Origin of the sequence: Nocardiopsis sp. LDBS0036 (assembly GCF_041228755.1) — a bacterium.
Lineage (GTDB): Bacteria > Actinomycetota > Actinomycetes > Streptosporangiales > Streptosporangiaceae > Nocardiopsis > Nocardiopsis dassonvillei.
This window is the reverse complement of sequence record NZ_CP141104.1, coordinates 1-23,016: the sequence shown is the minus strand read 5'-3', so window position 1 is coordinate 23,016 and position 23,016 is coordinate 1. Positions and strand designations below refer to the sequence as shown.

Sequence of the window (23,016 nt, the reverse complement as noted above, 5' to 3'; positions counted from 1 at the left end):
GAACAGCATGAGCCACCAGCACGAGTACGACCTGGCGCACCGGGCGGCAGGGAATCTGTCCCTCCAAGCTGAGGGCTACGCAGCGGACCATCCGGAGGTGGCCTCCACGCTGGCCGCGGCCGCCCAGGTCCACGCCACCCTGGCTTTGGCAGCCGCGACGATGGCGGTCGCCGAGCAGAAGCGGCCCTGACCTCACCTGAAGCCACGCAGGCTCCGCTCGCCACCCTTGGGTGGCGAGCGGAGCCTGCGTGCGCGAGGGCCCCTCGCGCGCATGAACGCATGAAACGGACGGTGCCCGTGATCCGAGCACCGTCCGTCAAGCTCTACCAGTGTCCGCGTCGCGGCAACCGGCCCTACCCCACCACAGGCTGGACCTTCACTGGTCGTAATCACACTGTCCGCCCAGCCATAGGAGAACAGTCAGAAGCCCTCCACTCCGGCAATCATCCGGTGTGCAGGAACAAGTTAGATGCTAGGTGAAGTCACCCTAAATTAGGGGGCTGGAATCAATTGCCAACGATCAGAAACGCCGATCAACGATAAGAAACGATGGGAAACACCTGTCAACGCCTGGCAACTCGTCTTCCCTGAAGCCCCTGGGTGGGACGAAGGGCTCCGCAGGGCAGGCCCTCCGGGTTCAGTGTTCGTCCTGGTGTAGCGCCCGGAGTACTGACGCCAGACATCCCATCATTGGTCGACTATTCACGAACATGAGAACCTTTCGTGTGCCTTTCTCGCGTTCACCTGCATGCTTGACGAATTGTCGAAACCACCCCTAAGCTATTCCCACACGCAAGCCCGAGAGGTCGGCACCACCACTCGCCGCCCTCGGGCTTGAACTGTCCGCCCAGCCAAGGCACTTTCGCCTGCCAAATTTCAGGAGAACCGTTTGAAGATTCACATCTCGGCCGAGAAGTGGGCCGTCCCCCTCATCGCGCTCGCCCTTTTGGGGGCCTTCGTCTGCGTCCTGCTGCTCAAGGACGTCGACCCCATGCTCGTGAGCATCCTGGCCACGCCGTTGGCCGTCATCGCCGGTGGTATCGCCGCCTCCAACGGGCGCACCGGCGACACCCCGGCCGGACAGGAGCAGCTGTGAACCGCGTCGTGACCGTGGACGAGGCGAACGCGAGGAATACCCACGTCCACCAGGTCAAGCACTACCGCTCACCCGACGCCGTTTACCGGCGCAATCTGAAGTACGCGGGCGAGGCCTCTATCTCGCCCGCACTCACGGGGGAGATCAGGGGAGACATCAGCGGCGGTGTCCACTACTACCCCGCGCCCGTGCCGACCCCGGAACCGGAGCCGTTCGTCATCGAGGCGGACCTGGAGGGCTACGACCTCTGCCCGGACCCCCTCAAGGCCCAGGACGTGGAGGAGTTCGTCAGTCTCCTGGCCCAGTACCGCCTCTGGGCCGGGTCGCCGAGCTTCCGGGAGATGGAGCGCCGCTGCCACCGGAAGGCCGCGGCCTCGACCTTCTGCAAGATGCTCAAGAAGACCGCAGAGCTGCCTTCCCAGCACCTGATCCGAGCCTTCATCCGTGGTTGCGGGGGTGATGACCAGGCGGTCCAGACGTGGATCACCGCCTGGCGCCTCCAGGCGGGACCGGTCCTGAGCCAGCCGGTCGGAGCTTAGAAGCATCGGCCGCATGGGGCCCTGCACGACATGACTGTCGTGCAGGGCCCCATGGCGTGCCGGACGGGGGCGTGCTCCTGGCCGCGACCGACGACGGTGGCCCGCCGGGGTGGCTCATGGAGAAGTGTGCCGACCCTTGGACTCCGCACCGATGTGCACTCGGGTCACGTTGGGCTTCAAGCCGGCTCCCACACTTCACCTGAGGCCACCCCATAGGGCCTCCAGGCCGGTGTCAGCTGGTCAGCTCAGGGAACTTGGCGAGCAGGTCGTTGAGTCCTGCCAAGACCAGCGGAGTGAGTGAACCGGTAACTACCTGAGTGGTGGTGTTGGCCAGCACCTCACCGATCTTGCGCAGCAGGGCGCCCATCCGCGAGGGAGCAGGTGCGGGCGCCTCCACCTCTTGATGCAATTCGGCGATCGCCGTATCCAGCTCGGCGCCGCGGTCGGCGTCCAGTTCAGCCAGGGCTGGCCGTGCCGTGGTCAAGGAGTCCAAAAACCCTCGAACTTCTCCGGCAACCTGGGACTGGTTGTCCTGGTGCACGGTGTTGTGGTTGCCCTGCACCACCTGGACACCCTGGGTGGTGCCGTTGAAGTGAACGTTGTAGGTCTGCCCAGCCGAGGCCTGGGCCGCTTCGTAACTGCTCACATCGCCTCCATGATGATCCGCACAGTGCCGGCCGCGGTCGGTGAGCACCAGTCGACCCTGTCCAGTGTCAGGGCCGAGGAAGCCGTGCTCCCGCAGATCAGAAGTCACTAGAGCCAGTTCTTCGTCAGTGGCCGGGTCACCCTCGACGTGGCGGTGGGTGATCGCGACCTCCTTCAAGGAGGAGACGCCGTCGTTGTCGTGCAGCCACCGCAATACGCCGGTGCGCAGCACCCGGCTCCGGAAACTCGCCCGGGCCTGGCGTTCGCGGATCTCCTCGGCTCGCACAGCACCGGCACCGGTGATAGAGAACCGGGTGTACACCCCACCCATGGCTTTGTGCGAGGCGATCAACCCCTGATCCGTGAGTAGCCCGAGGGTTCGATGCACCAGGGAGGTTAGGGCCGCCGCCTCCAGTTCCAGCCCGTCCACGTGTGCAGCCTGCACGGCGGCTTCGAAGCGACCGTTGTGGCCAGCTTCGTCGGCGTAGAGCAGCACCCGGTGTGAGGTCAGATATAGGCGTCCGTTCGGATCGAGCTCGCCTGCCATCCCAGTCCCTGCGCTGTTCGTTGTGAGGTCCACCGGGAGCGGGCCCGCCCTGTTCAGCTCTTTGCCGATCTCGCGGCGTATCTGCTCGATCCCGCGCCGGTTTGGTTCGAACCCTCTGGCCAAGGCAACCTCCGTTACCTCCGAGCCGCGCGAAAGGAATCCGCGGTCTTCCTCGGCAACGGTAGATGTTCGGTACGACGTTCGCGGTGCGGACGGGTCTTCGTCGCCCTGTCCGGTGAGCTGGGCATGCTCATCCTGGGAGTGCGGCCGAGGTAATCCTGGAACCCATGGGGACTACTGCTTCCTACTCTTCAGAACCTTGGCCACATCCTGGATGGCCTGGCGGACGAGATGCAGGCTGCCTGCAGGATCGTCGTCGGTTTCGCGCAGATCGGCCAGGTTCAGCTCGTAGACCATCGTGGGCATCGGGCCAAAAGGGCCCTCAGCGTCGATCGTGACTGTGTGGATCTGCGGAACGTCCTCGTTGAGGAGCTCAAAGCCCCGTCCCAACGGCCACACCAGCCGATGCCCAGGCCCAAGCGATGCGATGCCGTTCCGGAGCCGCTCCTGCGCCCTGACACCATCGAAGCTGCTCTCGCCCGGCAGGCTCGGCTCGAAGGTGACGCGGATGTTGTGAGCGAAGGTCGGACCCGAGTTTCCGAGCATCAGACTGAGAAGTGTTCCCTGGTGTTCATCGGCGCGTACATCCGCCCAGATGTAGGGCTGGGCCGCATCCTTGCGCATCTCGCGTTGGATCGTGGTCTGCTCTTTGGCGGCGTTCGCCGCCCGCGCGGTGTACAAGAGCGCGATCAAGGCGATGCCTGCGGCGGCGATCGCTGCGATCGCCGCCGCGAGGCCCGAGAGAGCGGAAAGGTTTTCTGGCTCCATGCCCTCCAGCTTCCCTGGGACAGGGGACAGTTTCGAAGGGCCCAACACGGGGGCGAACCAAGTACGTCGGAAAGCGGCAATGCCCGAGCGTTTTCGCAGGCCAGGAGGTAGACCAATCCGGCCGCGCGGAGTGGTCTAGTGATCTGGTGTTGTTCGTCCCGGTATCGCCTGGTTCTGGGCTCCGGTAACTGCTCTTACCACTGCGGTCAGAGGCACTCCTCAAAGTGCCCGACTTCATCGGGCGCAGGAATCCTTCATCTGATGAAGGTCCGTTGCCCCTTCCGGTCTTACCTTGTCCAGCCCTCTACTTGGCGGCTCGCCGCAGCCTCAGGATTAGCAAGCCGTTTACAGGCATAACAGGAAGTGACCGAAACCGGACATCTGCTCGCTTTGAGCAACCACATCAGCAAAACTTTCCTACGTCGTTCACGAATAAGACGAAGGTTGGTTCACATGAACACCATGGTCCGCCGTGTGGGCGGTGCCGCTTCGGCACTGCTGCTGTCCGCCGGTATCGTCCTGAGCTCGGCACCCGCCGCCAGCGCCGAGGTCGAGGCGCAAGTGACCCGCACGAGCGTGAGCTGCTCCACCCCGTCCGGGAACAAGGTGAACTTCTCCTGGGACAACGGCGGCGTGGTCACCACCACGCTCTACTACAACAACCACTGCAACCACGACCAGGAGGTCACCGTCAACTTGAGGAACGCTCCGTTCTCCCGGGTGTGTCTGGTGACGCAGGAGAGGACCAAGTCCAGCGTCCGCTACAACGCCACTTCCATCAGCAGCGTGTCGAAGGGCTGCCCCTGGTTGTAGGCCCGGTGCTCCCGAAGTCACGGCGTAGCGGGGGCGAGGAGGAAAAGTACAGTCGTTGGCGGTAGACCCCGCCGAAAGTCACAGGAAGATCACGACGGCCCCCGCGCAACGTCTCGTTGCGCGGGGGCTTTTTCCGTGCCCACACGGCGAGACGTCACGTCTCGCTACCGATAAGGTTCACTTATCGACGGTCAGAAAACCGAGGTTGACGGCTGTGTGCGCGGAGAAGCCCCCGCGCAACGTCGCGTCGTACGGGGGCTTTCGTGATCTTTCCGTGATCTTGGGTTAGCAGTCGACGAGGCCGTCGAACCTGCCGGGGTAGCCCCAGCTGTAGCTGCGGGAGCCACCAGAGGAAATCGTGCGGCAGGAAAAATCGGTCGCGTTGGCGAGCACGACCTTGACGCGCACGCTGTAGCTGCAGGTGTTGCGCACGGTCAGGTAGTCCGTCCACCCGCTGTCGTTGAGGCTGGTCTCAACGCAGTTGGGGACCGCCGCGGCGGCCTGCGGAGCTGTCTCAGCGACGGCGGGGGTGGACCAGGACAGAAGCCCGGCCGCTGCCATCGCACTGGCGGCGATCGCTGAAGTTGTCTTCCTAAGCATGGAGAAAACTCCTTGCGTCAAAGGTAAATAGGGGCAGGAACATCATGTGCGCCATGGTGGGAGCCGCCAAGTCCCGGAAGGTGTCCGGGGGTGGCCATGGCCGGTCACGGCCAACCTCGCCACCCTGCCCGCGCCCCGGACGCCTCATCAGGGACGGCGAACGCCCACTTGGAGGACTGTTCTGGTGGAGGCCGGTGATCGAGTAGTGGGTATTCGCCTCTTCCCCTACCGGCACGCCGGACACCGCCCGCCTGCCCGCGCAAGCGGGTGCGCGCCGCCACCGAGAGCAGCAACCGACGCACCCAAGGAGACACGCTCCTCGCCAGCACCCCTAGCCCCCTGGCCACCGAGGAGCCCGCTCAGACCCCTGCCGACTGCTGGCAGCTACTTGGCGGCTCACCGTAGCTCCAGGAGTGGCGGGCCTACATGGCGCGCCCCTGGAAGTGCAGACCACCACCCCTGGCACCGCCGACGTCACCTGGACCTACGCCTCCATCGACGACGAGACCCTCAAAGAAACCACCATCGGCATCACCGTCACCGGTACCGTCCGCCTGGACGAAGACGGCACACCCCTTTGGCAACCCTGACAAGGAGCCCCATGACCGATCTGAACCCCGATGAAGAACACTTCTACGCCACCTCCTCCACCACCGTCCTCAACGACCTGCTCGCCGACACCGCTACCCGCCTGGGAGGCAAACTCGTCGCGCTGTCCCGTGCCGCCACCGGCTCCGAACGCCGGCGTTGGCGCCAACGCATGTACGAGATCGAGGACCGAAAGGAAGCCATCAATCCCGACGACCGTGACGCGATCGTCGCCCACATCAGGACATGGAGGTCCGAGATCGCGCGACTACGGAACCAACAGACGTGAGAAGGGGGTTTTCGAGAACTCCATGCGCGATAGGCTCACGATTCCCGACTGCGGTCGTCACGGGATCTCTTGCCTGGTGGGCCTTTCGATCGGGTGTGCTGACCAGTCGCAGACTTCATCAGATGCAATAGCGGCCGCTCACCAAGTACGCCGGAAAAGTGCAATGGCTCGCCGCGAACAGCAATGACCGGGCAGACAAGATGAGGCCGGAAGCGCATGCGGGGTTGAGCTGAATAGGGAATTCGCCTACGCCGGGAAAGGACCACGGCGAAGGGGCGGGCTGGGAAGCACCACCTCGACCGGTTCGCCCTGGCCCGAGTCCCGATCGGACTTACTCCAGTGTGAACGACGGTTCGGTGTTGTCCGGGGCGACGAACGCGAGCAGGCGGGCGGCCTCGTCTCGTACCGCTGCTTTCTCGGATCCCGACAGTGACCGGAACGGTGCGATGTGCAGGTGGCCGTTCGTGAGCGTCCAGCTGCCTTCCACAAAGCCGTCGACGAGGAACAATGGCACGCCTCCGGAGGCCCTGGGCGCGATCCGCCGACGATTCTCCTCGCTGATCACGCGGGCCCGGTCCCGGTACCCGAGGACGGCGTTGTCGAAGGCGGGCAGGAACCGGACCGGCGCTGGTCGGTCCGGTTCGCCCAGCGGTGCGTCGGGCAGGTCGAGCAGTTCGCCTCCCTGCTCGTCCCGGTAGACGCGCAGTTTCGGCCGCAACCCTTCGACGACCTTGCGGAGCCGGGTCGATCCCGACCAGGCCTGGATGTCCATGACACCGGCTGGACCGAACGCGGCGAGGTAGCGCAGGACCATCGTCTCCGGTTGTGGCGCGTCGGCCAGCGGGCGGCCGAGCCATTCGTCAGCCAGGGTGACCGGTGTCCCACGCCGGTGCCCCCACCTGCCCCAGGTGGAGTGGGGTGGTGGATGCACCAACGCCTCCAGCAGCTCGATGGCCTCGGCCAGCCGGCCAGGGGCGCGGCCGGGGAATCGGTCGGTGAGCAACTGGCCGAGATCCCGGCGGGTGAGCGTCTTTTCGGTCAGTAGCTGTCGGCTGACGCGGGCGAGCTCGTCGAGATCCATCCCCTCGATCTGCGTGGCGTAATACGCGTCGGTCAAGGCTTTCCGCACAGCGGGCGCGACCGTCGGCCACAACCAACGGAAGTCCTCGCCGCAGGCCAGGTGTTGGGTACAGCGCAACATAGTGGCGTGCACCACGTCGCGGCTCTCGAGCAGGGCCGTCAGGTCATCGTGCCGGAAGTTCTCCAACCGCGCCCACAGCCCCACATAAGGCCCGTTGGGCATTTGTGCCTGCATCGCCACGAGGTGCTCGATCGCCTCCAGCGGAGTACGAGGAACGCGCCGGGCCAGCAGTTGCCGCTCCAGGAGTGTCCGGTTCAGTACCCGCCGGGACAGCTCGGGTACGCCCGATCTCACGATTGGTCGGCCGACCAGTCCATCGGTACCTCTTGAGTGATGGCGATCAGGTTGCCGTCGGCCGCCTTCAGGACGGCCAGCCGGGCTCCGGGCATGTCCACGATGCCGGTTGCCGGATCGATGTTGTCCCCCGCGGCGGCCTCGGCGGTACCGACTTCGGCGAGCGATCCGTCGGAGGTCTCGGTCATCGCCGTCGCCCCGGCGGCGACCAGTGCGCGATGCTCCTGTTCGATATCCTCGACCGCCCAAAAGACCAGCGGATGATCCACCCAGGGCGCCGCGGTGAGCCCGATCTCCACGCCATCATTGGAGAACGCCGCGAAATCGTCGCTCTGGAACGCGGGTGGTCCGCCCAGCAGCGCGGTCCAGGCCGTGATGCTGGCGGGCATATCCCGCACGGGCAGGACTACATTGCCGAAACCGATAAACCGTGCCATAGGTGGCATTCTTCCAGATCCGGCCGCGCCGATCATCAACGCATCCGGCCGAAGAACCGCCGGATGTCCGCGATGAGTAGATCCGGGACGTCGCGGGAGGCCGGGCGGGGTCCTGGCAGGAGTTCCTAGCCCGCCGGGACCTAGACGCCGATACGGTCCGCTCCTGCAGCCAGATGCTGCGGCGGCTGCGCCGCGAGCTCGGCGACAACGTCCCGCTCGGCCAGGTGACCGCCGAACAGACCGCCGCGGTGTTCACCGCCGCCTGGGGCGAGGCCGCGGCGAGGCGCAACTCGACGAGGGCCTGGACGTCGTGGCCGGTGGCTGGGCGAGGGCGGGCTCGGCCCTGGATGCTCACGGAGACTCCTTCGCTTCGGGGCGATGCCACTCAAGCACGGTGGTGCCCAGAACAGGGAAGGAACGGCGTGACATCACGCACGACAGCTGGCCAACCTGCACAACGTCGTCCCTGACCCTTTACGGGGCTCTGGCCGTTAGTTTTCGTCAGCCCCCCAAGCCCCGCACCATGCCTAGGGGAAGCGTCCTTGCTGAGCCAGTCCCGGGTCCGGCCGTTTTACGGGGTAAAAGAACGCGGCGCGCTAGGCGAGGAGCTACCACTCACCTGGCGCGTTAGTAAGGTAACGCCCATGGCATCACCAACTTCCGGCGAGAGGGAGAAGGTCACCTCCAAGCTGCCCGGACAGCTCCGGGCACGAGTCAAGGTCCGCGCTGCGGAGCGCCGACTCGACATGCAGGACGTGGTCACCCAAGCGCTCCAGGCCTGGCAGCAAGTCGGGCCTCAGCCTGTGGTGGACACCTCCGGGGCCCCACCGTTCAGCACTTGGCTTCCGCCCGGTGCCTACGACGACTTCAAGGCCCGCTGCACCGACCGCGGGGTCTCCTACATCCAGGGCTTGGCGCAGGCCCTGGAGCTCTGGCTCGCCGACCACCCTTCCCCACAGGAGGAGCACGTGGCAACACCGCATCCCCGCCGCAGGATCATGGCCAACCAGAAGGGCGGTGTGGGCAAGACCGCCCTGTCCGCTGGGGTGGGCCAGGCCTACGCCGAAGGCACCGAATACGGCGGCCCCGCCCAACGCGTGCTCCTGGTGGACTTCGATCCCCAAGGCCACCTGACCGCCCAGTTCGGGGTGGCCAACCTGGCGCTGGGCAGCGACAGTCTGGTCAAGCACATGACCGGCGAGGCCCAAGGGGACCTGGCCGACCTCGTCGTACCCATCGAGGACGAGCGCTTCGGGGACCGCCTCCACCTGCTGCCAGCGTGCGCCGACGGGTTCGTCCTGGACGTGAAGCTGTCCACCATCCGCGCCCGCGAGGCCGCACTGGAGCGGGCCCTGGAGCCGCTCGAGACCCACTTCGACGTCATCGTGGTCGACTGCCCGCCCAGCCTCGGCCTGGCCATGGACAGCGCCATCTACTACGGTCGCCGCCGCCCCGAGGAGAAACCCGGCGCTTCGGGGGTGGTGATCCCGGTCCAGGCCGAGGACTCCAGCGCCGACGCCTACACCCTGCTGACCGGCCAGATCGAGGACCTGCGCCAAGACATGCGCCTGGACGTGGACTACCTGGGGCTGGTGGTCAACATGTACGACAGCCGCCGCGGATACATCGCCACCTCCTCCCTGCAGGCATGGGAGGAGATCGGCGACCCGGCGGTGATCGCCGTGGTGCCCGACCGCAAGGAGCAGCGCGAGGCGGTGCGCAGCAAGCAGGGCCTACTCGTCTACGACCCCAAGTCCGACCAGGCCGCCGCCATGCGCAAGATCGCGGGGATCCTCTCATGAGCAAGGCCGACAAACTGGGCCGCTCGGCCTCCTTCGGCGCCGCGGGCCGCGCCACCAGCGCCCGCCGCCAGCTCATCTCCCAGGCCGCGGGCGAGGCCCCCACCGACCCGGCCCGGGTGCCCCTGGCACACCTGGTCGGCAACCCCGAGAACCCACGCGAGAGCCTGGGTGAGCTGTCCGAACTCGCGGGCAGCCTGAAAGAGCACGGGCTGCTGCAGCCGCTGCACGTCATGCCCCGGCGCGCCTACGTACAGGCCCACCCCGAGCACGAGGCGGCGGTGTCCGAGGCCGCCTTCGTCGTCATCAACGGCAACCGCCGCCTGGCCGCCGCACGCCAGGCCGGCCTGGAAACCGTGGCGGTGCACGTGCGCACCCCCCGCGGCCCACAGGACGATGACCAAGTCACCCTGCGGGCCGCAGTGCTGGCCGAGAACATCCACCGCCAGGACCTGCATCCCCTGGAGGAGGCCCGCGAGATCGGCAAGCTCCTCGACCACGGATTGAACCGGTCCCAGGCGGCCACGCTGCTGGGCAAGTCCAACGGGTGGATCACCCAACGCCTCATCCTCCTCAACCTGCACCCGGATCTGCAGCAGGCCCTCAAAGAGGGGGAACTGAAGCTGGCCCAGGCCCGGGAACTGGGCAAACTCCCACCCCAGGAGCAGCTGGCCGCCCACCGACAACAGGAGGAGTTTTACGCGGTAAAAACCGCCGACCCCACCGTCCCAGCGCCGACCTCCTCCGCATCAACCAAAGCCGCGGCGGTGGCCAAGAGCCCCCCGCGAGGCGCCACCCAGCCCCAGGGCACACCGCGTACCGGTGAGCAACTGACGCTGGACCTGTCCTGGGACGAGCCCGAGGCCCTGGCCGAACAGGTCTACAAGGAGCTGGCCTCGGGGCTGGGGCCCGACGAACTCCAGCGGTTCGCGCAGGCGTTCCTGGACCGGCTCTAACCCACCGGACTCCTGCGGACCCGAACCGCGTGAGACCGGAGAACCCTCCGGGGGAGGATGGTCGCGCTAGGTTCGGACAAGGAACCACCAGCACGAGGGGCGACACGATGGGGCAGCGGCGCGCAGGCCTGGGACCAAGCGGGCTGGGGGCGGCACGCACCCGGATCCGGCAGAGCCTACCCACCAAGGTGGATCTGGTTGACGACCTGCTCGCACCGGGCTCGGTGCCGCCGCTGCTGACCCTGGAAGAGGCCCACGATGTGCTGGTGGTCCTGGAGGCCGCAGCGGCCGCCGCCCCCCACACACCCACCGCAGAGCGGATCTCAACCCTGGCGGACCGGCTGCGGGTGCGCCTGCACGAGGCCACACGAGAGACCTAGCACGCGCGCTGGCGCCTCCCATGTCACCTGCGATGTTTCGTTGTCGCAGGGACGGTAGGGGCGGCGCAGCGCCTCACGGACCGCCCACCCCCAAAGCGTTCTCTTGCCGCCCTCGTTTTACGCGGTAAAACCCGCCGAGCTACGGGCGCGCCCACACGCACTTTCGCGGGCCGGGCAAGGGCTCGGGGTTTACCGCGTAAAACCTGCGGACGCCTCCCGGTGACCGCCGAGCCCGCCTTCAAGGGGCCAGCGCGTGCCATGAACCGGTCGCCCGGCCACAGTGGCCAAGGGGTGTGGCCACCATGGTCGGCGCCGCTGGCGGGGTCTGGCCATCGTGGCCAGGGATGGCCGCGCTCCGGGCGCGGCTCTTCGCCTCGCACGTTCTGATGGCCACCGTTGTCCGATCCTCGCGATCACCGTGTCCCGGTCTTGGCCAAGCGTGGCCACCGTTGCCCAGGCTTGGCCAAGGCCCGGGACACGATGGCCAGCGGTGGCCGGAGCCGTGTCCCCAGATGCGGGGGCACGAGTTGAGACCGCAGGGTTTTACGCGGTAAAACCCGTGAGTTCCTTCACCCGGGGTGGGCCTACGACGGGTCCTGCGTCGTGGCCGCCCCCGGCCCGTAGACCCTCAGGGGTAAGGGGACCTGCTAGCTCCGTCCTTTGAGCGACCACAGGCGCAGGCGCTCTTCATCTAGGACCCTTTGACTAAGAACCGGCAGCTCACGCGCCTATTCCTGAGTGGCCACGCCGGGGTGGCAGGGCGCGGTACCCCTCCCAGCACCGCGAACACCGACCGGCCCCGGGAGACCAGTTCTAGCGCCAGCCAAGCCGGGCTGTGCTCGGCGCGATCTCGATGACTCCGTCCCCGCCATGGACCTGGAGACCGACCGCAGCCTGAACCTGAGGTTTTGTGAACCGCTGCGCGCCCCCTGGCCATGGGCGGCCGTCTTCCTTGGCCGCCGCCCCGGGCACGTTCTCCGGACCCTGGCCATCATGGGCGCGGGCGCCCGCCTCGTTGCTGCGCCCCCCGGCGTGCACGCCCCCCGTGGCCACGCATGGCCAGAGCTGTCCACGCGTGGCCACGCCCCAGGGCAGCCTGTCCGGGGGCGTGGCCACGGAGGCGTTGGACCCACCACATGCGCCAGTGCTCGCGGGTGCTCTTCAGTGACCGTGTCCCGGTCCAGGACGCGTGGACAGGGCAGCGGCGGTGCGCTGCCGCTGCCGAAACCGGAGCCCGGGCGCGGGGTCCCTCGTCCTCGGGGAGGCCTCGCGGCGCGCGCCCGGACTCGGTTTCCCAGGTCAGCGTCTAGGGCGTGCAGGGCTCGGGGTTTTACCGCGTAAAACGCTGTGTCCTCCACCGGTGGGGTGCGCTTCGCGCTCTGCGGGCCCTGGCCACCGTGGCCAGATCGGGTGGCCACGGTGGCCAGGGTGGTGGACAACGCCTTCGGCACGGACCGCGCCCGCTCCCGGGGGCGCGCTACACCGACCGGCACCGGAGGGTTTTACGCGGTAAAACCCGGCGCGCCCCCGAGCATGTGGCCATGGTGGCCAGGGCCGTGGACATCGTGTCCGCGGCGTGGCCGGCGTCTTGTGGACACATGCCATACCACCCCGCCCGGGACGTTGCCGACCTCGGCTTCGGGCCTGTCCCAGGCGAGGGGCGCCCGACCCTGTCCGGGGCCGCTAGCGCGAGGTGTCCACCAGCGAGCTCTGCTGGGTCAACTCGCTGCGGTAGCGGCGCGCGGTACGCGGGGATGCGTGGATGTGCTCGGCGATCTCGGCGTCGGTGATCTCGGGACGGCTCCGCAGCAACTCCCGCACACGTTCGCGCTTTTGCTCAGGTGAGAGCGGCTCCGGCACGGCCTTCTCCCGCACCACGGGCTCGGATTCAGCGGCCGCCAAGGGCTCAGAGCTCGCCGGGGCCGCGAGCTCTTCCTGGGGCATAGGGCTCTGCACCACGGGTCCTTCCCGGGTCCAGTAGGGGGCGGGCACGCTCTCGGGAACCGGGGCGGGCGCCTCCTGTCCGGAGTCCTCTTCGGTGCCGGTGGCCGCCTCGACCACGGGCGCCTCTGGGGCAGTGGCCACCGTGTCCGCCGCGTCCTGGCCACGGCCCTCGGCAGGGTCGGGATCGGGCCGATCCAGGCCCTCCTCCAGGGCGGCGGCCGGTTCCTGGTGGACACCGTCGTGGCCACGCTGGCCACTGTGGCCAACCTGGCCATCGGGGCTGGCCAGGGCCGTGGCCTCAGCGGCGGTCATGGCCACCGTGGCAGCGGTCATGGCCCGCGTCAGCTCGAAGGCGGTGTCGAGTTCGTAGCCGTTGTCCAGCATCCACCGCAGGTGCCGCGGAGTGTGTCGGCGCCAGGAGAGCCCGTGCTGCTCGCGCAGCATCGCATAGGCCAACTGCCGGCGCTGCTCGTGCTCCAGCGCCCGCGGGTAGGAGGTGATACCCCACCCCAACATCAACCGGGCCACCTTCAGCGTCGAGACCGGGTGGGCGATCCACCGCCCCACGGGGATGCGGTCGGCGGCCTGGCCGTGCGCGAGCCCCGCCAGGTGTCGGATCCACGCCGCCACCCCCTCGGCGATCAAGATGATCACGATCGGCGGGCCGGCGTGGCCCAGGTAGGAGGCTGTGGATCCGTCCCCTTGGGAGACGTTGAGGATGATCGTGATGGCCGAGAGCGCATAGGCCGCCCACCGGTTCAGGGCGTGGCGCCGCCCCTGCCACTCCATGAGCAGATCCATGGCCAGGAAGTAGACGATGACCGCGTCGATCCCCACGGGGAACAAAAACCGCAGGTCACCGTCATTGATCGCGTGCAGCTGGGTGTCCTCGAGCCACGTGGCCGACTCATACAGGGCCGCATAGCTCATGGTGAACGCCACCAGGATCAGCGCCAGCGCCACCACCGCGATGACCACGGTGGCCACCAGGTAGCCGCCGTGCAAAGGCACCGCCCCCGCACGGCCCGCACGAGGGGCCGGCCTGCGCGAGATCGCACGGCGCATGGCCCACACCGCCACCCCCGTCACCACCAGCGCCGCGGCGCACACTAACCACCAGGTCGAGGCGGACAGCAAATCGGACATCGGTCTCTCCCAAATCACCAAGAACCCGGACGAGTGTGTCAGAAGCCGCCGACCCGCCCCTAGTTTCCGCCCCGCGTTCGCCTCCGCCGCCCACATCGGCCATCATCACCAGGCAACGCCACACCACCCAGCAAGGAGCCGGCCATGGAGGACACACCCCAGCACCGGCGCGGCAACCGCAGGATCGGCATCCGCCGCGACAACTACGTCAAGCTCAGCCTCAGCGACGACGAGCACGCCCTACTGCTCCAGGCCGCCAAGGACCAGGAGATGACCCTGAGCGGTTTCGCCGCCCACGCCGCCCTGGGCGTGGCCCGCGAAACCCTGGCCACCTCACCCGACGCCCGCCAAACGCTGGTGGCCCTCAACGATGCCGTCATCGCCCTGGAACACCTGGGCGCCGACCTGCGCGCGCTGGCCCACACCGATTCCGACCAGCTCCATTGGCTCCTTGAGCGCACCGCGGCCGCCGTGGACACCCTCGAGAACGCCGGGGACGCCGTCGCGGGCGCGCAGCGATGATCGCCAAGGTGATGCGCGGCCAGGACACCCTCGGCCTGCTCCAGTACCTGTACGGGCCCGGAAGCGCCAACGAGCACACCGACCCCCACCAGGTGGGCGCCTGGCGCACCCTGAGTGTGCCTGACCCCGGCCGCTCCCCCGACCCCGACGTCGACCTGCGCGTGCTGGCCCGGCGCCTGGACCGGTTCGTGCGCCCCCAGGTGCGCCGCCACGTGTGGCACTGCGCGATTCGCGTAGCTCCCACCGACCGCCCCCTGACCGACGCCGAATGGGAGCGGGTGGCCCAGCGCATCGCCGCGGCCGGCGGTGTGGCTCCTCTGGGCGACGACCGGGCCTGCCGGTGGGTGGCCGTACGCCACGACGGCACTGAGAGCCATCACATCCACCTGCTCGCGACCCTGGCCCGCCAGGACGACACCAACCCCAACATCCACAACGACGCCTTGCGCCTGCGCGAGGAGTGCCGCCTGCTGGAGGCCGAGCTGGGGCTGCGCCCCACCAGCGCCGCCGACCACACCTCCGCCCCCTCCCCCACCCGGGGCGAGACCGAGAAGGCCCGGCGCCAGGGCCGCCCCCAGCCCTCACGCGCTGTGTTGGAGCGCCTGGCACGCCGTGCCGCGGCCGCCGCGCGCACCGAGGAGGAGTTCTTCGCCTCCCTACGCGCGGGTGGTGGGCTGCTGCGCCAGCGCACCACGGCGGCCGGGGAGGTGTCGGGCTACGCCCTGGCCCTGCCCGGGGACGTGGCCCCCGACGGCCAGCCGGTGTGGTTCTCCGGTGCCTCCCTGGCCCCGGACCTGTCCCTGCCCCGGGTGCGGGCCCGCTTCGCCGACGCGCCCCCCGCCCCGGCTCCGGTGCACCAGGGCGGGCCCTGGGCAGGCATCGCCCACGCGGTGCGCGCCCAGGTGGAGCTGTGGGGGCCCTGGGGGGCCGGGGCGCGCGCGGCCGGGGTCGCGGCCCTGTCCGATGCGCTCACCCTTGCCTCGGCCGCCGCACCGGCCCCGGCAGTGGGGGCTTTGGAGGCGGCCGAGCGGGACTGGAATCACGCGGGACGCCCGCCGGTGCGCGCCTCGGCCACCGTCGCGGCCGCCCGGCTGCGCGAGGCGGGCCGCGCCCTGGCCGCCGCACAGCCGCAGGACCTACAGGACCAGGACGCCTGTCTGGAAGCGGTCCGGCAGATCACGGTGATGGCCGCCCGGGCCGCCCACTGGTATCGGGACCGGGGCTGGGCCCCCCAGGAAAGGGCCGCTGAACTGGCCGTGAAACACCTGGTGGAGGTAGCGGGTGAGGGCGCGGGTGAAGACAACACCTTTACCTTGACGGTGTAAAGCTCAAGCTCGGATCCCCACACCCAAACTCGGCCGAGCCCCGCCTGTCCAAGCACATGAACACCCAAAAAGACCCGAGTACGCCAGCTGGCGGGACAACCACAAGAGCCGACCGACCCCGGCCGCCGGACCCTACGTGGCCCGTCCGCCCCTGCGCCCCGGACCGCTCCTGCGCCGGTTCACCGGCCCCACCGCACCCTTGCGGGCGGCGAACTTGCCCAGCGCCTTGTCCACACCCACCGGCGCGTCGATCCCCCCGCGCCCCGGACCCACATTCGGGCGCCGAGGGGGCTCACTCTGCGCCGACCCAGGCCGGGCACCGTCCAGCTCGTCGATGACCAGCCCCTCACCGCGCACCTCCAGCGTGCGCGCGTACGCGCTGACGCACGCCTCCACCACGTCCTTGTCGTTGCGCGCACCCGCCAGCCGCTCCCGCAGCCTGGGATCCTGCAACGCCTCCGAGGCCAGGTACAGATCCGCGCGCTTGCGCGAGCGCGTCATCGCCGGATACAGCGAATGGGCGTCCGCCCCGATCCCGTACACGTGCGCGCGCGTGCACGTCAGCCCCTGAGCGGCCGCGATCGTCATCGCATACCCATGGCTCAGGTCACCCCGCCCGATCGCCTCAGGACTGATCCAGGCGCTGTGCACACGCCCCCGGCGGCGCCACTCCACCCGCGCCCCGCGCCGGGCGTCCACCTCGGCCACCACCCCGCGGAACCCGTTGAGCACGTCCTCGCCCTCACCGCGCCGGGACCGGTAGTCGTTGCGACGCACCCGCACCACGTCCCCGGCCGCCAAGGCCAGCCGCTCCCCACCCCGCAGCGCGAAACCGACCTCCTCGCCTTGCAGGTGCCCCCCGGCCCGGGCCAGCGACCGCAGGCGGTGGTTGAGCTCGTCCACGTCCCCGTTGCGGGCCGCCAGCACCAACACGTCCTCCACGCCCTGGAACCGGTCCTCGATCCCCTGGCGGTCGCCCCACCAGGCTTGGGCGATGGCCTCGTGCGCCTGGTGGGCGCGCTCGGCGGCGTGCACGCGCCCCGCACGCCCCCACACCGACAGGGCGACCTCGCGCCCCTCCTCCAGCCACGCCGCCAGCGCCTGCTGGTCCACCGCGTCGCTCTGCCTGCGGTTGCGCGTCAACGTGTCGCCCTTGACCAGGGTGTGCACCGCCGCGAACGTGCCCCCCACCCCGATCGCCCGAAGCTGCTTGGGGTCGCCGATACCCACGATCTTGGTGCCGGTACGCTCGGCCTCGGCCACCAGCACCGCCATGTCCAGGTCGTTGACCATCGCGGCCTCGTCCACCACCAGCACGTCCACACCCGCAAGGCCCGAACCGGACCCGATGCGCTGCAGCCAGGTCGCCACTGTGCTCGAGGCGATCCCCGACTCCGCCTGCAGGTTGGAGGCTGCCACCGCCGCCACCGCAGCACCCTCGACCCGGTACCCAGCCTCCTGCCAACCGGCGTTGACCGCGCTCATCAGCGTCGTCTTGCCAGCTCCGGCCACACCCCGCACCATGTCCAGGCCGTGGCCCGCCCCCATCAGCCGCCCGGCCACCCGCCGCTGCTCCGCCGACAAAGAGAACCCGCGCTCGGCCTCGAACGCGCGCAGCACCGCCACCGCCCGCTTGCGCTCCACCACCGCCACGCCCTGGCCCAGGCGCCGCTCCGCGGACCCGGTGATCGTGCGCTCGGCCTCCACGATCCGCCTCGAGCTCACTCGGTCGGCGTTGGACAGGTGCGCCCCCTCGCTGGTGGGCATCGCCACCGCCTCCTCCGAGGCCATCACCGCGTCGGTGAGCACCTCCAGCTCCGAGAGCCGGCCCACACCGCTCGGCAGCGCGGCCGCCACCGCGGCCATCACCTGCGCCCGGCTGGCCACCTTGCGCTGGGAGGTCACCCCCGTCTGCGGATCCCAGACCCTGGCGATCAGCTCCTCCAACGAGGGCCGGGAGGCCTCAGGCACCCCAGTGCCCGCCCCGGGCAGGGCGCCCGCCACCACCGCGTCCACGTCGAAGCGGGCGGCCTCGGCCCGCGCCCGCCAGGCCTGGCGGGCCGTGCCGGTCTCGCTCAACGGGTTCTTGGCCTCGGCCAGCACCCGCCCTGCGGCCTGCTTGTGCTCCCGGGAGGCGTCCTCGCCCACCAGCGCGTTGATCTGCCGGGACCGGGAGCTGAACACCCCGCGCAGCGCCGCATCGAACCCGGCGATCTCCCACTCGCCCGTGCGCTCGTCCTGCTCCCACACCGCCCCCAGGCGGCGAGTGAGCTTCTCGCGCATCCGCGCTTTGGCCAGCTCCCCCGCGACCGCCACATGCCGGTGCAGGTCACGCCCGCCCGCAGCCAAGGTCCGCCACTTGCCGTCCGCGCACTGGACCATGTTCGGGATCATCACGTGCGCGTGGATGTGCGGATCACCCATCTGCCCCTGTACCGGCCGGGCCGAGCGGTGCAGCGTAATCGAGGCCGCGAACCCGCTGGCCTGAACCCGCTGGGCCCGCTCGCCGTCACCGTGATGCCCGCTCAACCCGTAGGCGACCCACCCCTCCACGTCGGCCACGGTCTCGCGCACCGACTCCAGGTAGATCTCCTCGATCTGCGCAGCCGTCTTCTCATCGGCCAGGCCGAAGGCCAACGACACGCTCTTGGGCATGTTCAGCACCAGGTCATAGCCCCGGTTGCCCACCCGCACACGATCATCGCCATGGGCGCGGGCCCGCTCCAGCTCCGCCGCGTCCCACACCCGGCCCGGGTCCACACCCGCGGCCTCGGCGATCGCCTCCAGCTCCACCACCGGCGCCCGGTGCCCCTGCCCGTCACGCACCAGCCCCTTCTCCAGGCGGGCGAACCGGGCGGCCAGGCGCGGGGACTCCAACAGCGCCTCCGGCGCTATGTGCGCGGCCTCGGCCACCGCACGCACCGCTTCCACCAACGGGGCGGCCTCGAGCTTGGCCCGCGCATCCACCGCCATCTTCGGAGCGACCAGCTGCTCGCCGGTGCGCGGATCGCGCCCGGCCATCACCTGGCGCATCGACTCCAGCGCGGCCTCATCGCCCAGGGGGGTGCCGGCCCTCTCACCGAACGCCGCCCACCCCGACCCGACCCGCTCCACCGCGCGCGCGGCCCCGTACAGCCGGTAGTCCTCGGCCGCCCGGGCGGCGTCCTCACCGTGGGCGTGCTCCGGGGAGTCCTCGGCGTGGGTGTGGGCGGCCTGGTCGCAACCGCACTGGCTCTGCAGCCGGTAGTCGACCTGGGAAGCATCCGGGCCCAGCGTCGTCACCCACGCCACGCGCAACCCCCTGGTGGTCCAGCAAGTTCTCCGCGCGCTCAACCCGCCCGCAAATCACCAGAGGGGGCGGGAGCGCGCCTACGGCGACTAGGACGCACACCAAAGCCCCCTGGTTCGCACCAATCACCCACAAAACAGCCCGCACACCCGCCTTTTCGGGACCAGGCGGGGCGCCCCGCAGATCGGGGCCGCCCCGCCTGGGCGAAGACCCCCGCCAGGAGCACAGCAGGGCAGGACGGCCCCGCAGGGGCAAGGAGCCGAAGGCAAGGGTGCGCGGGCGAGAAACCAACAGGCCCTCAGGAGCCCGGCCCCTCCTGCTTCCACGGCAGCGGCGGACGCCGCTTGTCCGAGCCCGCCCCCCGCCCGGGGCGGCTGTTCCACATCAACAGCAGGTCCCGCGCGAAGAACCGCGCCCGCGGATACCACCGCCGGCCGTCCACCGTGTCGGGCAGCGTGTCCGGCCGGTCGTCCTTGATCTGCGACACGCTGCGCCCGTCCACCCCGATCAGCTTCGCGAACCCGCCCAGCGTCACCTCGCGGTCCAGGTCCTCCTCGGCCAGCTCCACCGGCTCGGGCCGACGCGGCCGGAACGGCTCCAGCTTGACCGGGTCGTACAGGGCGCTGCCCCCGCCCCCGCCCTTGGCGCTCACACCCCGCCGCGGCTGCTCCGGCACCGGGAAGTCCGCATAGGCCCGCGGCATCACGTGCACCGCGTAGCCGTGGCTGTACCCCACCAGCGCCGCCCACTCCTTCAGCGTCACCCACGCCTCCGCGGGACTCTCCTGCTCGACCACTACACCTGTCTCCTCGTCTGTCGACCGGCCCGTCGGGGCCGCACATCCAACTACGACACACCGATGCCGATTTCGTGTGATACCTGCGCACTCACCCTCTTGGGGGGCGGGGGCGCGGGTCCGGCGGTGGGTGGGGCTCAGTTGCTCCCGCTCTTGCGGCGGCGCAGCGGCTTGTCCTCGCGGAAGTTGCGCGAGTTCTCCTGGATGCCCCGGCGGAGCTTCTGGGTGTCCTTCTGGATCTCCCGGCGGAGCTTCTTGGCGTCCTTGTCGGCCATGGCGGGTTCCTCCTCGTGTGGTTCCTGCCGGTGCTGCTCTAGCTCCGGTCGGCGGGGCGGGGGCCCTGCGGGCCCTGGGGCTTCGGGGGGTTCTTGGGCGGGTCCGTCACCATGGGTCTCACCTCCTCTCGGCTCTCTGTGGAGTTGTCAAGGAACGGTGGTCCTTGGCGGTGCTGGGGGGTGGGGCACCCGCCGTAGCGGGTGCCCCGGTGGTGCGGGGGCTTTACTTCTTGGTCTGGCAGCGGCACTCGCTGATGCTCTGGCCGCACTGCTGGCACTTGACCTTGACGATGTCGCCGATCTTGCCGCTCACGGTCGCGATGTTCTCGATCATGCGGCGAACCTTGACGCTCACTGTATGTTTTACCCTTCTATGGGGGCGGCCAAACCGCCCGTCCGAACTTTTTCTGCGGATCGCCAGATCCCTGCGCGCACCCCGCCCACCGCCGGACCCGCGCCCCCGCCCCCCAAGAAGCCCCGACCCAGGCCACCCGCGCCCCGCCACCAGCACAAACACCGCAACCACACACAAAAAACCGAGGACGATCCAAAAAGGTCACCCTCAGCTATAACTTGCTCTCCACCTTCCCCACCAGAAGTGGCTCCACGCCGGAAGCACCGGCGCACTTCTCCCCGAACCGGATCTGCGGCCGCAGCCGGGGCAGGACCCGCCCCGGCCCGGGCTCGCCGCACCCAGGCCGCCACGCCCATGGAGTCTTCTCTGTGATACCTGCGCACTCACCCTTCTTGCGGGCGGGGCGCGGCTCCGGCGGGGGCCGCCCGCCGGCGACCGGTGGGCCCGGTCCTGCTCAGTACGTCGGCGTCTTGAGCGGGACCTTGCGGCCCGACGTGAAGCCGAACGGGAAGGGGTTCGGCGACTGGGGAGCGGCCGTGCCGACCGGGTCCGGCTGGCCGTTCCCGGGGCTAAGGACGATGACCACGGGGTTCATGCGCTGCCTCCTGGGCTCTCTGTGGAGTTCTCAAGGAACGGTGGCCCTTGGCGGTGCTGGGGGGTGGGGCACCCGCCGTAGCGGGTGCCCCGGTCGCGCTGGCCCTCGCGGGCTACTTCTTGGTCTGGCAGCGGCACTCGCTGATGCTCTGGCCGCACTGCTGGCACTTGACCTTGACGATGTCGCCGATCTTGCCGCTCACGGTCGCGATGTTCTCGATCATGCGGCGAACCTTGACGCTCACTGTATGTTTTACCCTTCTGTGGGGGCGGCCAAACCGCCCGTCCGAACTTTTTCTGCGGATCGCCAGATCCCTGCGCGCACACCAGCCCCCGCCGGAGCCGCGCCCCGCCCGCAAGAAGCCCCGACCCAGGCCACCCGCGCCTCGCCACCAGCACAAACACCGCAACCACACGCGAAAAAGAACGAAAGACCTCGAAAAGGAACTCTTGTCTATAACTTGCTAACCGATGAAGGTGCTGATCGGAGGTTCTTTCACTGGATACCTGAGGCGATCGGCGACGCTCCTGTGCGCAACACGGCGGCCCCGTACCAATCCTCGGTACGGGGCCGTGTAGGCAAGGTTTAGGGAGTTGCGGACCTGAACGTCGGAGGCTTCCAACTCCAGCAACTCCTGTTCGACCTCTTGGAGCTCGCGGACGCGAACGCGGACTCGCTGTGAGGTGAGCTGGTCCCCCTCGTAGTGCTGGGGATCCCACCCGGTGACGATCACACCGTCCCGACCGAAGTGGTCGCTGACCACGAATCCGAGGTTGGTCAGAGCCGTCTTCATCGGATTCGAGGCCCTGTCGCTGTAGTCCTCGTAGTCGTCTCGGATGGAGCCGCGCACGATCAGGCCGCCCGGGTGAGCTTGGTTTCCCGCACAGCGACCTTCACCTGGCCGATGTAACCCTGGTACCTGGTGTTGATGGCTTCCAGTGCCGACTGGCAGATGCTCTTGGCTTCTGCGGTGTCGGCCGCAGTGATACGCACCTGTCGTTCCCTACGAGCTTGGGCTTGCTCTTCCCGCTCTCGTTGCTGCTGCAGTTGCTGTTCACGGCGAGCCTTTTCCAGCTCATATTGGTACTGCTGAGCTTGGAGTTCCTCTGGTGTCGGGTCTCGACGGAAGAGGGGCACAGTTACTCCGTTCGTCAGGGGGTCCTTCGGCTCCTTGCCCGTGCCCGTCAAGGCACTGTTCGAGGCCACCCAAGCACGCACGCACCTGAAACGGCAGGGATTCCGCCGAACTCCCAGGAGAGCCAGCCGGACACGTCAACGGCCCCGCACCGAGGTTCTGGTGCGAGGCCGACGCTGTGCTCAGGCGTACTGGTCGTCGGGATCACGGCCAGCGCGCAGCAGCTCCTCCCTGCGGCGGATGACGTCGGTGATCTTCTCGTCCGGGGCTAGCCGTGCACGGACTCGCTGGAACTCCTCCCACGCCTGCTGAGGGTGCACCCTCGGGAGGCCGTGATCATCTCCGAGGGCCACAGCCGCTGGCGAGGTTCGCGTCCGGCCGCCAGGTCGTCGCGGATCTCGGCGCGGATTTTGAGCAGCAGGGCCAGGCGGTGGCCCTCCAGCGGTTCCTGGCGCTCGGAGCGGTAGAAGGCGGGAGTGAACACCACGTTCCCGCGGCACTCTCCAGGAACTTCTCCCCGGTCGAACACCTGGATCATGCGGTTGGCCACGGGGTTGTCCGGAAGCCGGTCCAAGCGGTACGGACCGATCCAGGCCGCGTCGACCTCGGGCAGGTCGACCAT

24 protein-coding genes are annotated in these 23,016 nt (G+C 69.0%); 11 read left to right on the top strand and 13 right to left on the bottom strand.

Annotation, left to right across the window (positions count from 1 at the left end):
* Positions 1–7: 7 nt before the first annotated feature.
* The 3 genes from UIS43_RS27970 to UIS43_RS27960 all read left to right on the top strand — a co-directional run bounded on the left by UIS43_RS27970 (position 8) and on the right by UIS43_RS27960 (position 1,635).
* Positions 8–190 (top strand): hypothetical protein, encoded by a 183-nt coding sequence (locus UIS43_RS27970; RefSeq protein ID WP_117198524.1) that lies wholly within the window; start codon positions 8–10, stop codon positions 188–190.
* 699 nt (positions 191–889) lie between these two features.
* Positions 890–1,096, top strand: coding sequence for a hypothetical protein (locus UIS43_RS27965; protein WP_117198885.1), 207 nt, complete (start codon positions 890–892; stop codon positions 1,094–1,096).
* Entirely contained in the window at positions 1,093–1,635 is a 543-nt protein-coding gene (locus UIS43_RS27960) for a hypothetical protein (protein ID WP_117198886.1), read from the top strand. Before UIS43_RS27965 ends, UIS43_RS27960 begins: the two co-directional genes overlap by 4 nt.
* A gap of 232 nt (positions 1,636–1,867) precedes the next feature.
* On the opposite strand, the gene UIS43_RS27955 is transcribed toward UIS43_RS27960, so the two are convergent.
* Both UIS43_RS27955 and UIS43_RS27950 read right to left on the bottom strand, forming a co-directional pair.
* Entirely contained in the window at positions 1,868–2,827 is a 960-nt protein-coding gene (locus UIS43_RS27955; protein WP_157983461.1) for a hypothetical protein, read from the bottom strand.
* A gap of 294 nt (positions 2,828–3,121) precedes the next feature.
* The gene (locus UIS43_RS27950) at positions 3,122–3,715 is read right to left on the bottom strand and encodes a hypothetical protein (protein WP_117198864.1); all 594 of its coding nucleotides are present in this window, start codon (positions 3,713–3,715) and stop codon (positions 3,122–3,124) included.
* A gap of 453 nt (positions 3,716–4,168) precedes the next feature.
* Here UIS43_RS27950 and UIS43_RS27945 point away from each other — a divergent pair, with 453 nt between their 5' ends.
* On the top strand, positions 4,169–4,528 hold the full coding sequence (locus UIS43_RS27945; RefSeq protein WP_370013297.1) for a hypothetical protein: 360 nt from the start codon (positions 4,169–4,171) through the stop codon (positions 4,526–4,528).
* 285 nt (positions 4,529–4,813) lie between these two features.
* Here the strand turns inward: UIS43_RS27945 and UIS43_RS27940 are convergent, their stop codons facing one another.
* Complete coding sequence (locus UIS43_RS27940) at positions 4,814–5,128, bottom strand: hypothetical protein (protein WP_370013296.1); 315 nt, start codon at positions 5,126–5,128, stop codon at positions 4,814–4,816.
* A 413-nt stretch (positions 5,129–5,541) separates the two neighbouring features.
* Here UIS43_RS27940 and UIS43_RS27935 point away from each other — a divergent pair, with 413 nt between their 5' ends.
* Together UIS43_RS27935 and UIS43_RS27930 are read left to right on the top strand one after the other, a co-directional pair.
* Positions 5,542–5,718: a hypothetical protein gene (locus tag UIS43_RS27935; protein WP_370013295.1), complete on the top strand. Its 177-nt coding sequence runs from the start codon at positions 5,542–5,544 to the stop codon at positions 5,716–5,718.
* 11 nt (positions 5,719–5,729) lie between these two features.
* Entirely contained in the window at positions 5,730–6,005 is a 276-nt protein-coding gene (locus UIS43_RS27930; protein WP_370013294.1) for a hypothetical protein, read from the top strand.
* A gap of 331 nt (positions 6,006–6,336) precedes the next feature.
* Here UIS43_RS27930 and UIS43_RS27925 read toward each other — a convergent pair whose 3' ends face one another.
* Complete coding sequence (locus UIS43_RS27925) at positions 6,337–7,326, bottom strand: winged helix DNA-binding domain-containing protein (protein ID WP_370013293.1); 990 nt, start codon at positions 7,324–7,326, stop codon at positions 6,337–6,339.
* A 110-nt stretch (positions 7,327–7,436) separates the two neighbouring features.
* Positions 7,437–7,877 carry a VOC family protein gene (locus tag UIS43_RS27920; protein ID WP_370013292.1) on the bottom strand — a complete coding sequence of 147 codons (441 nt, stop codon included), beginning with the start codon at positions 7,875–7,877 and terminating at the stop codon, positions 7,437–7,439.
* Positions 7,878–8,521: 644 nt separating this feature from the next.
* On the opposite strand from UIS43_RS27920, the gene UIS43_RS27915 reads away from it, so the two are divergent.
* From UIS43_RS27915 to UIS43_RS27905, 3 genes are all read left to right on the top strand, one after another.
* On the top strand, positions 8,522–9,679 hold the full coding sequence (locus UIS43_RS27915) for a ParA family protein (RefSeq protein ID WP_370013291.1): 1,158 nt from the start codon (positions 8,522–8,524) through the stop codon (positions 9,677–9,679).
* A complete protein-coding gene (locus UIS43_RS27910) occupies positions 9,676–10,632 on the top strand; it encodes a ParB/RepB/Spo0J family partition protein (protein ID WP_370013290.1) in 957 nt (318 codons plus the stop codon). The genes UIS43_RS27915 and UIS43_RS27910 overlap by 4 nt, the downstream gene beginning before the upstream one ends.
* A 188-nt stretch (positions 10,633–10,820) precedes the next feature.
* Complete coding sequence (locus UIS43_RS27905) at positions 10,821–11,012, top strand: hypothetical protein (RefSeq protein WP_238346956.1); 192 nt, start codon at positions 10,821–10,823, stop codon at positions 11,010–11,012.
* Positions 11,013–12,695: 1,683 nt separating this feature from the next.
* Here UIS43_RS27905 and UIS43_RS27900 read toward each other — a convergent pair.
* The gene (locus UIS43_RS27900) at positions 12,696–14,102 is read right to left on the bottom strand and encodes a DUF2637 domain-containing protein (RefSeq protein ID WP_358171746.1); all 1,407 of its coding nucleotides are present in this window, start codon (positions 14,100–14,102) and stop codon (positions 12,696–12,698) included.
* 144 nt (positions 14,103–14,246) lie between these two features.
* Here UIS43_RS27900 and UIS43_RS27895 point away from each other — a divergent pair, with 144 nt between their 5' ends.
* Both UIS43_RS27895 and UIS43_RS27890 read left to right on the top strand, forming a co-directional pair.
* Positions 14,247–14,624: a hypothetical protein gene (locus tag UIS43_RS27895; protein WP_358171743.1), complete on the top strand. Its 378-nt coding sequence runs from the start codon at positions 14,247–14,249 to the stop codon at positions 14,622–14,624.
* Positions 14,621–15,949: a hypothetical protein gene (locus tag UIS43_RS27890; protein ID WP_358171740.1), complete on the top strand. Its 1,329-nt coding sequence runs from the start codon at positions 14,621–14,623 to the stop codon at positions 15,947–15,949. The genes UIS43_RS27895 and UIS43_RS27890 overlap by 4 nt, the downstream gene beginning before the upstream one ends.
* Positions 15,950–16,081: 132 nt before the next feature.
* Here UIS43_RS27890 and mobF read toward each other — a convergent pair whose 3' ends face one another.
* The 7 genes from mobF to UIS43_RS27855 all read right to left on the bottom strand — a co-directional run.
* Positions 16,082–19,240, bottom strand: a complete 3,159-nt coding sequence (mobF, locus tag UIS43_RS27885) for a MobF family relaxase (RefSeq protein ID WP_358171737.1) — start codon at positions 19,238–19,240, stop codon at positions 16,082–16,084.
* 296 nt (positions 19,241–19,536) lie between these two features.
* Positions 19,537–20,034 carry a hypothetical protein gene (locus UIS43_RS27880; RefSeq protein WP_358171735.1) on the bottom strand — a complete coding sequence of 166 codons (498 nt, stop codon included), beginning with the start codon at positions 20,032–20,034 and terminating at the stop codon, positions 19,537–19,539.
* Positions 20,035–20,171: 137 nt separating this feature from the next.
* Positions 20,172–20,309: a hypothetical protein gene (locus tag UIS43_RS27875; RefSeq protein ID WP_358171732.1), complete on the bottom strand. Its 138-nt coding sequence runs from the start codon at positions 20,307–20,309 to the stop codon at positions 20,172–20,174.
* Between the two features lie 809 nt (positions 20,310–21,118).
* Positions 21,119–21,259 (bottom strand): hypothetical protein, encoded by a 141-nt coding sequence (locus UIS43_RS27870; RefSeq protein WP_358171856.1) that lies wholly within the window; start codon positions 21,257–21,259, stop codon positions 21,119–21,121.
* Between the two features lie 463 nt (positions 21,260–21,722).
* Positions 21,723–22,109, bottom strand: a complete 387-nt coding sequence (locus UIS43_RS27865) for a hypothetical protein (RefSeq protein ID WP_370013289.1) — start codon at positions 22,107–22,109, stop codon at positions 21,723–21,725.
* A gap of 2 nt (positions 22,110–22,111) precedes the next feature.
* Complete coding sequence (locus tag UIS43_RS27860) at positions 22,112–22,396, bottom strand: hypothetical protein (protein ID WP_370013288.1); 285 nt, start codon at positions 22,394–22,396, stop codon at positions 22,112–22,114.
* 266 nt (positions 22,397–22,662) lie between these two features.
* A partial coding sequence (locus UIS43_RS27855) for a hypothetical protein (protein WP_370013287.1) occupies positions 22,663–23,016 on the bottom strand: 354 nt, incomplete at its 5' end.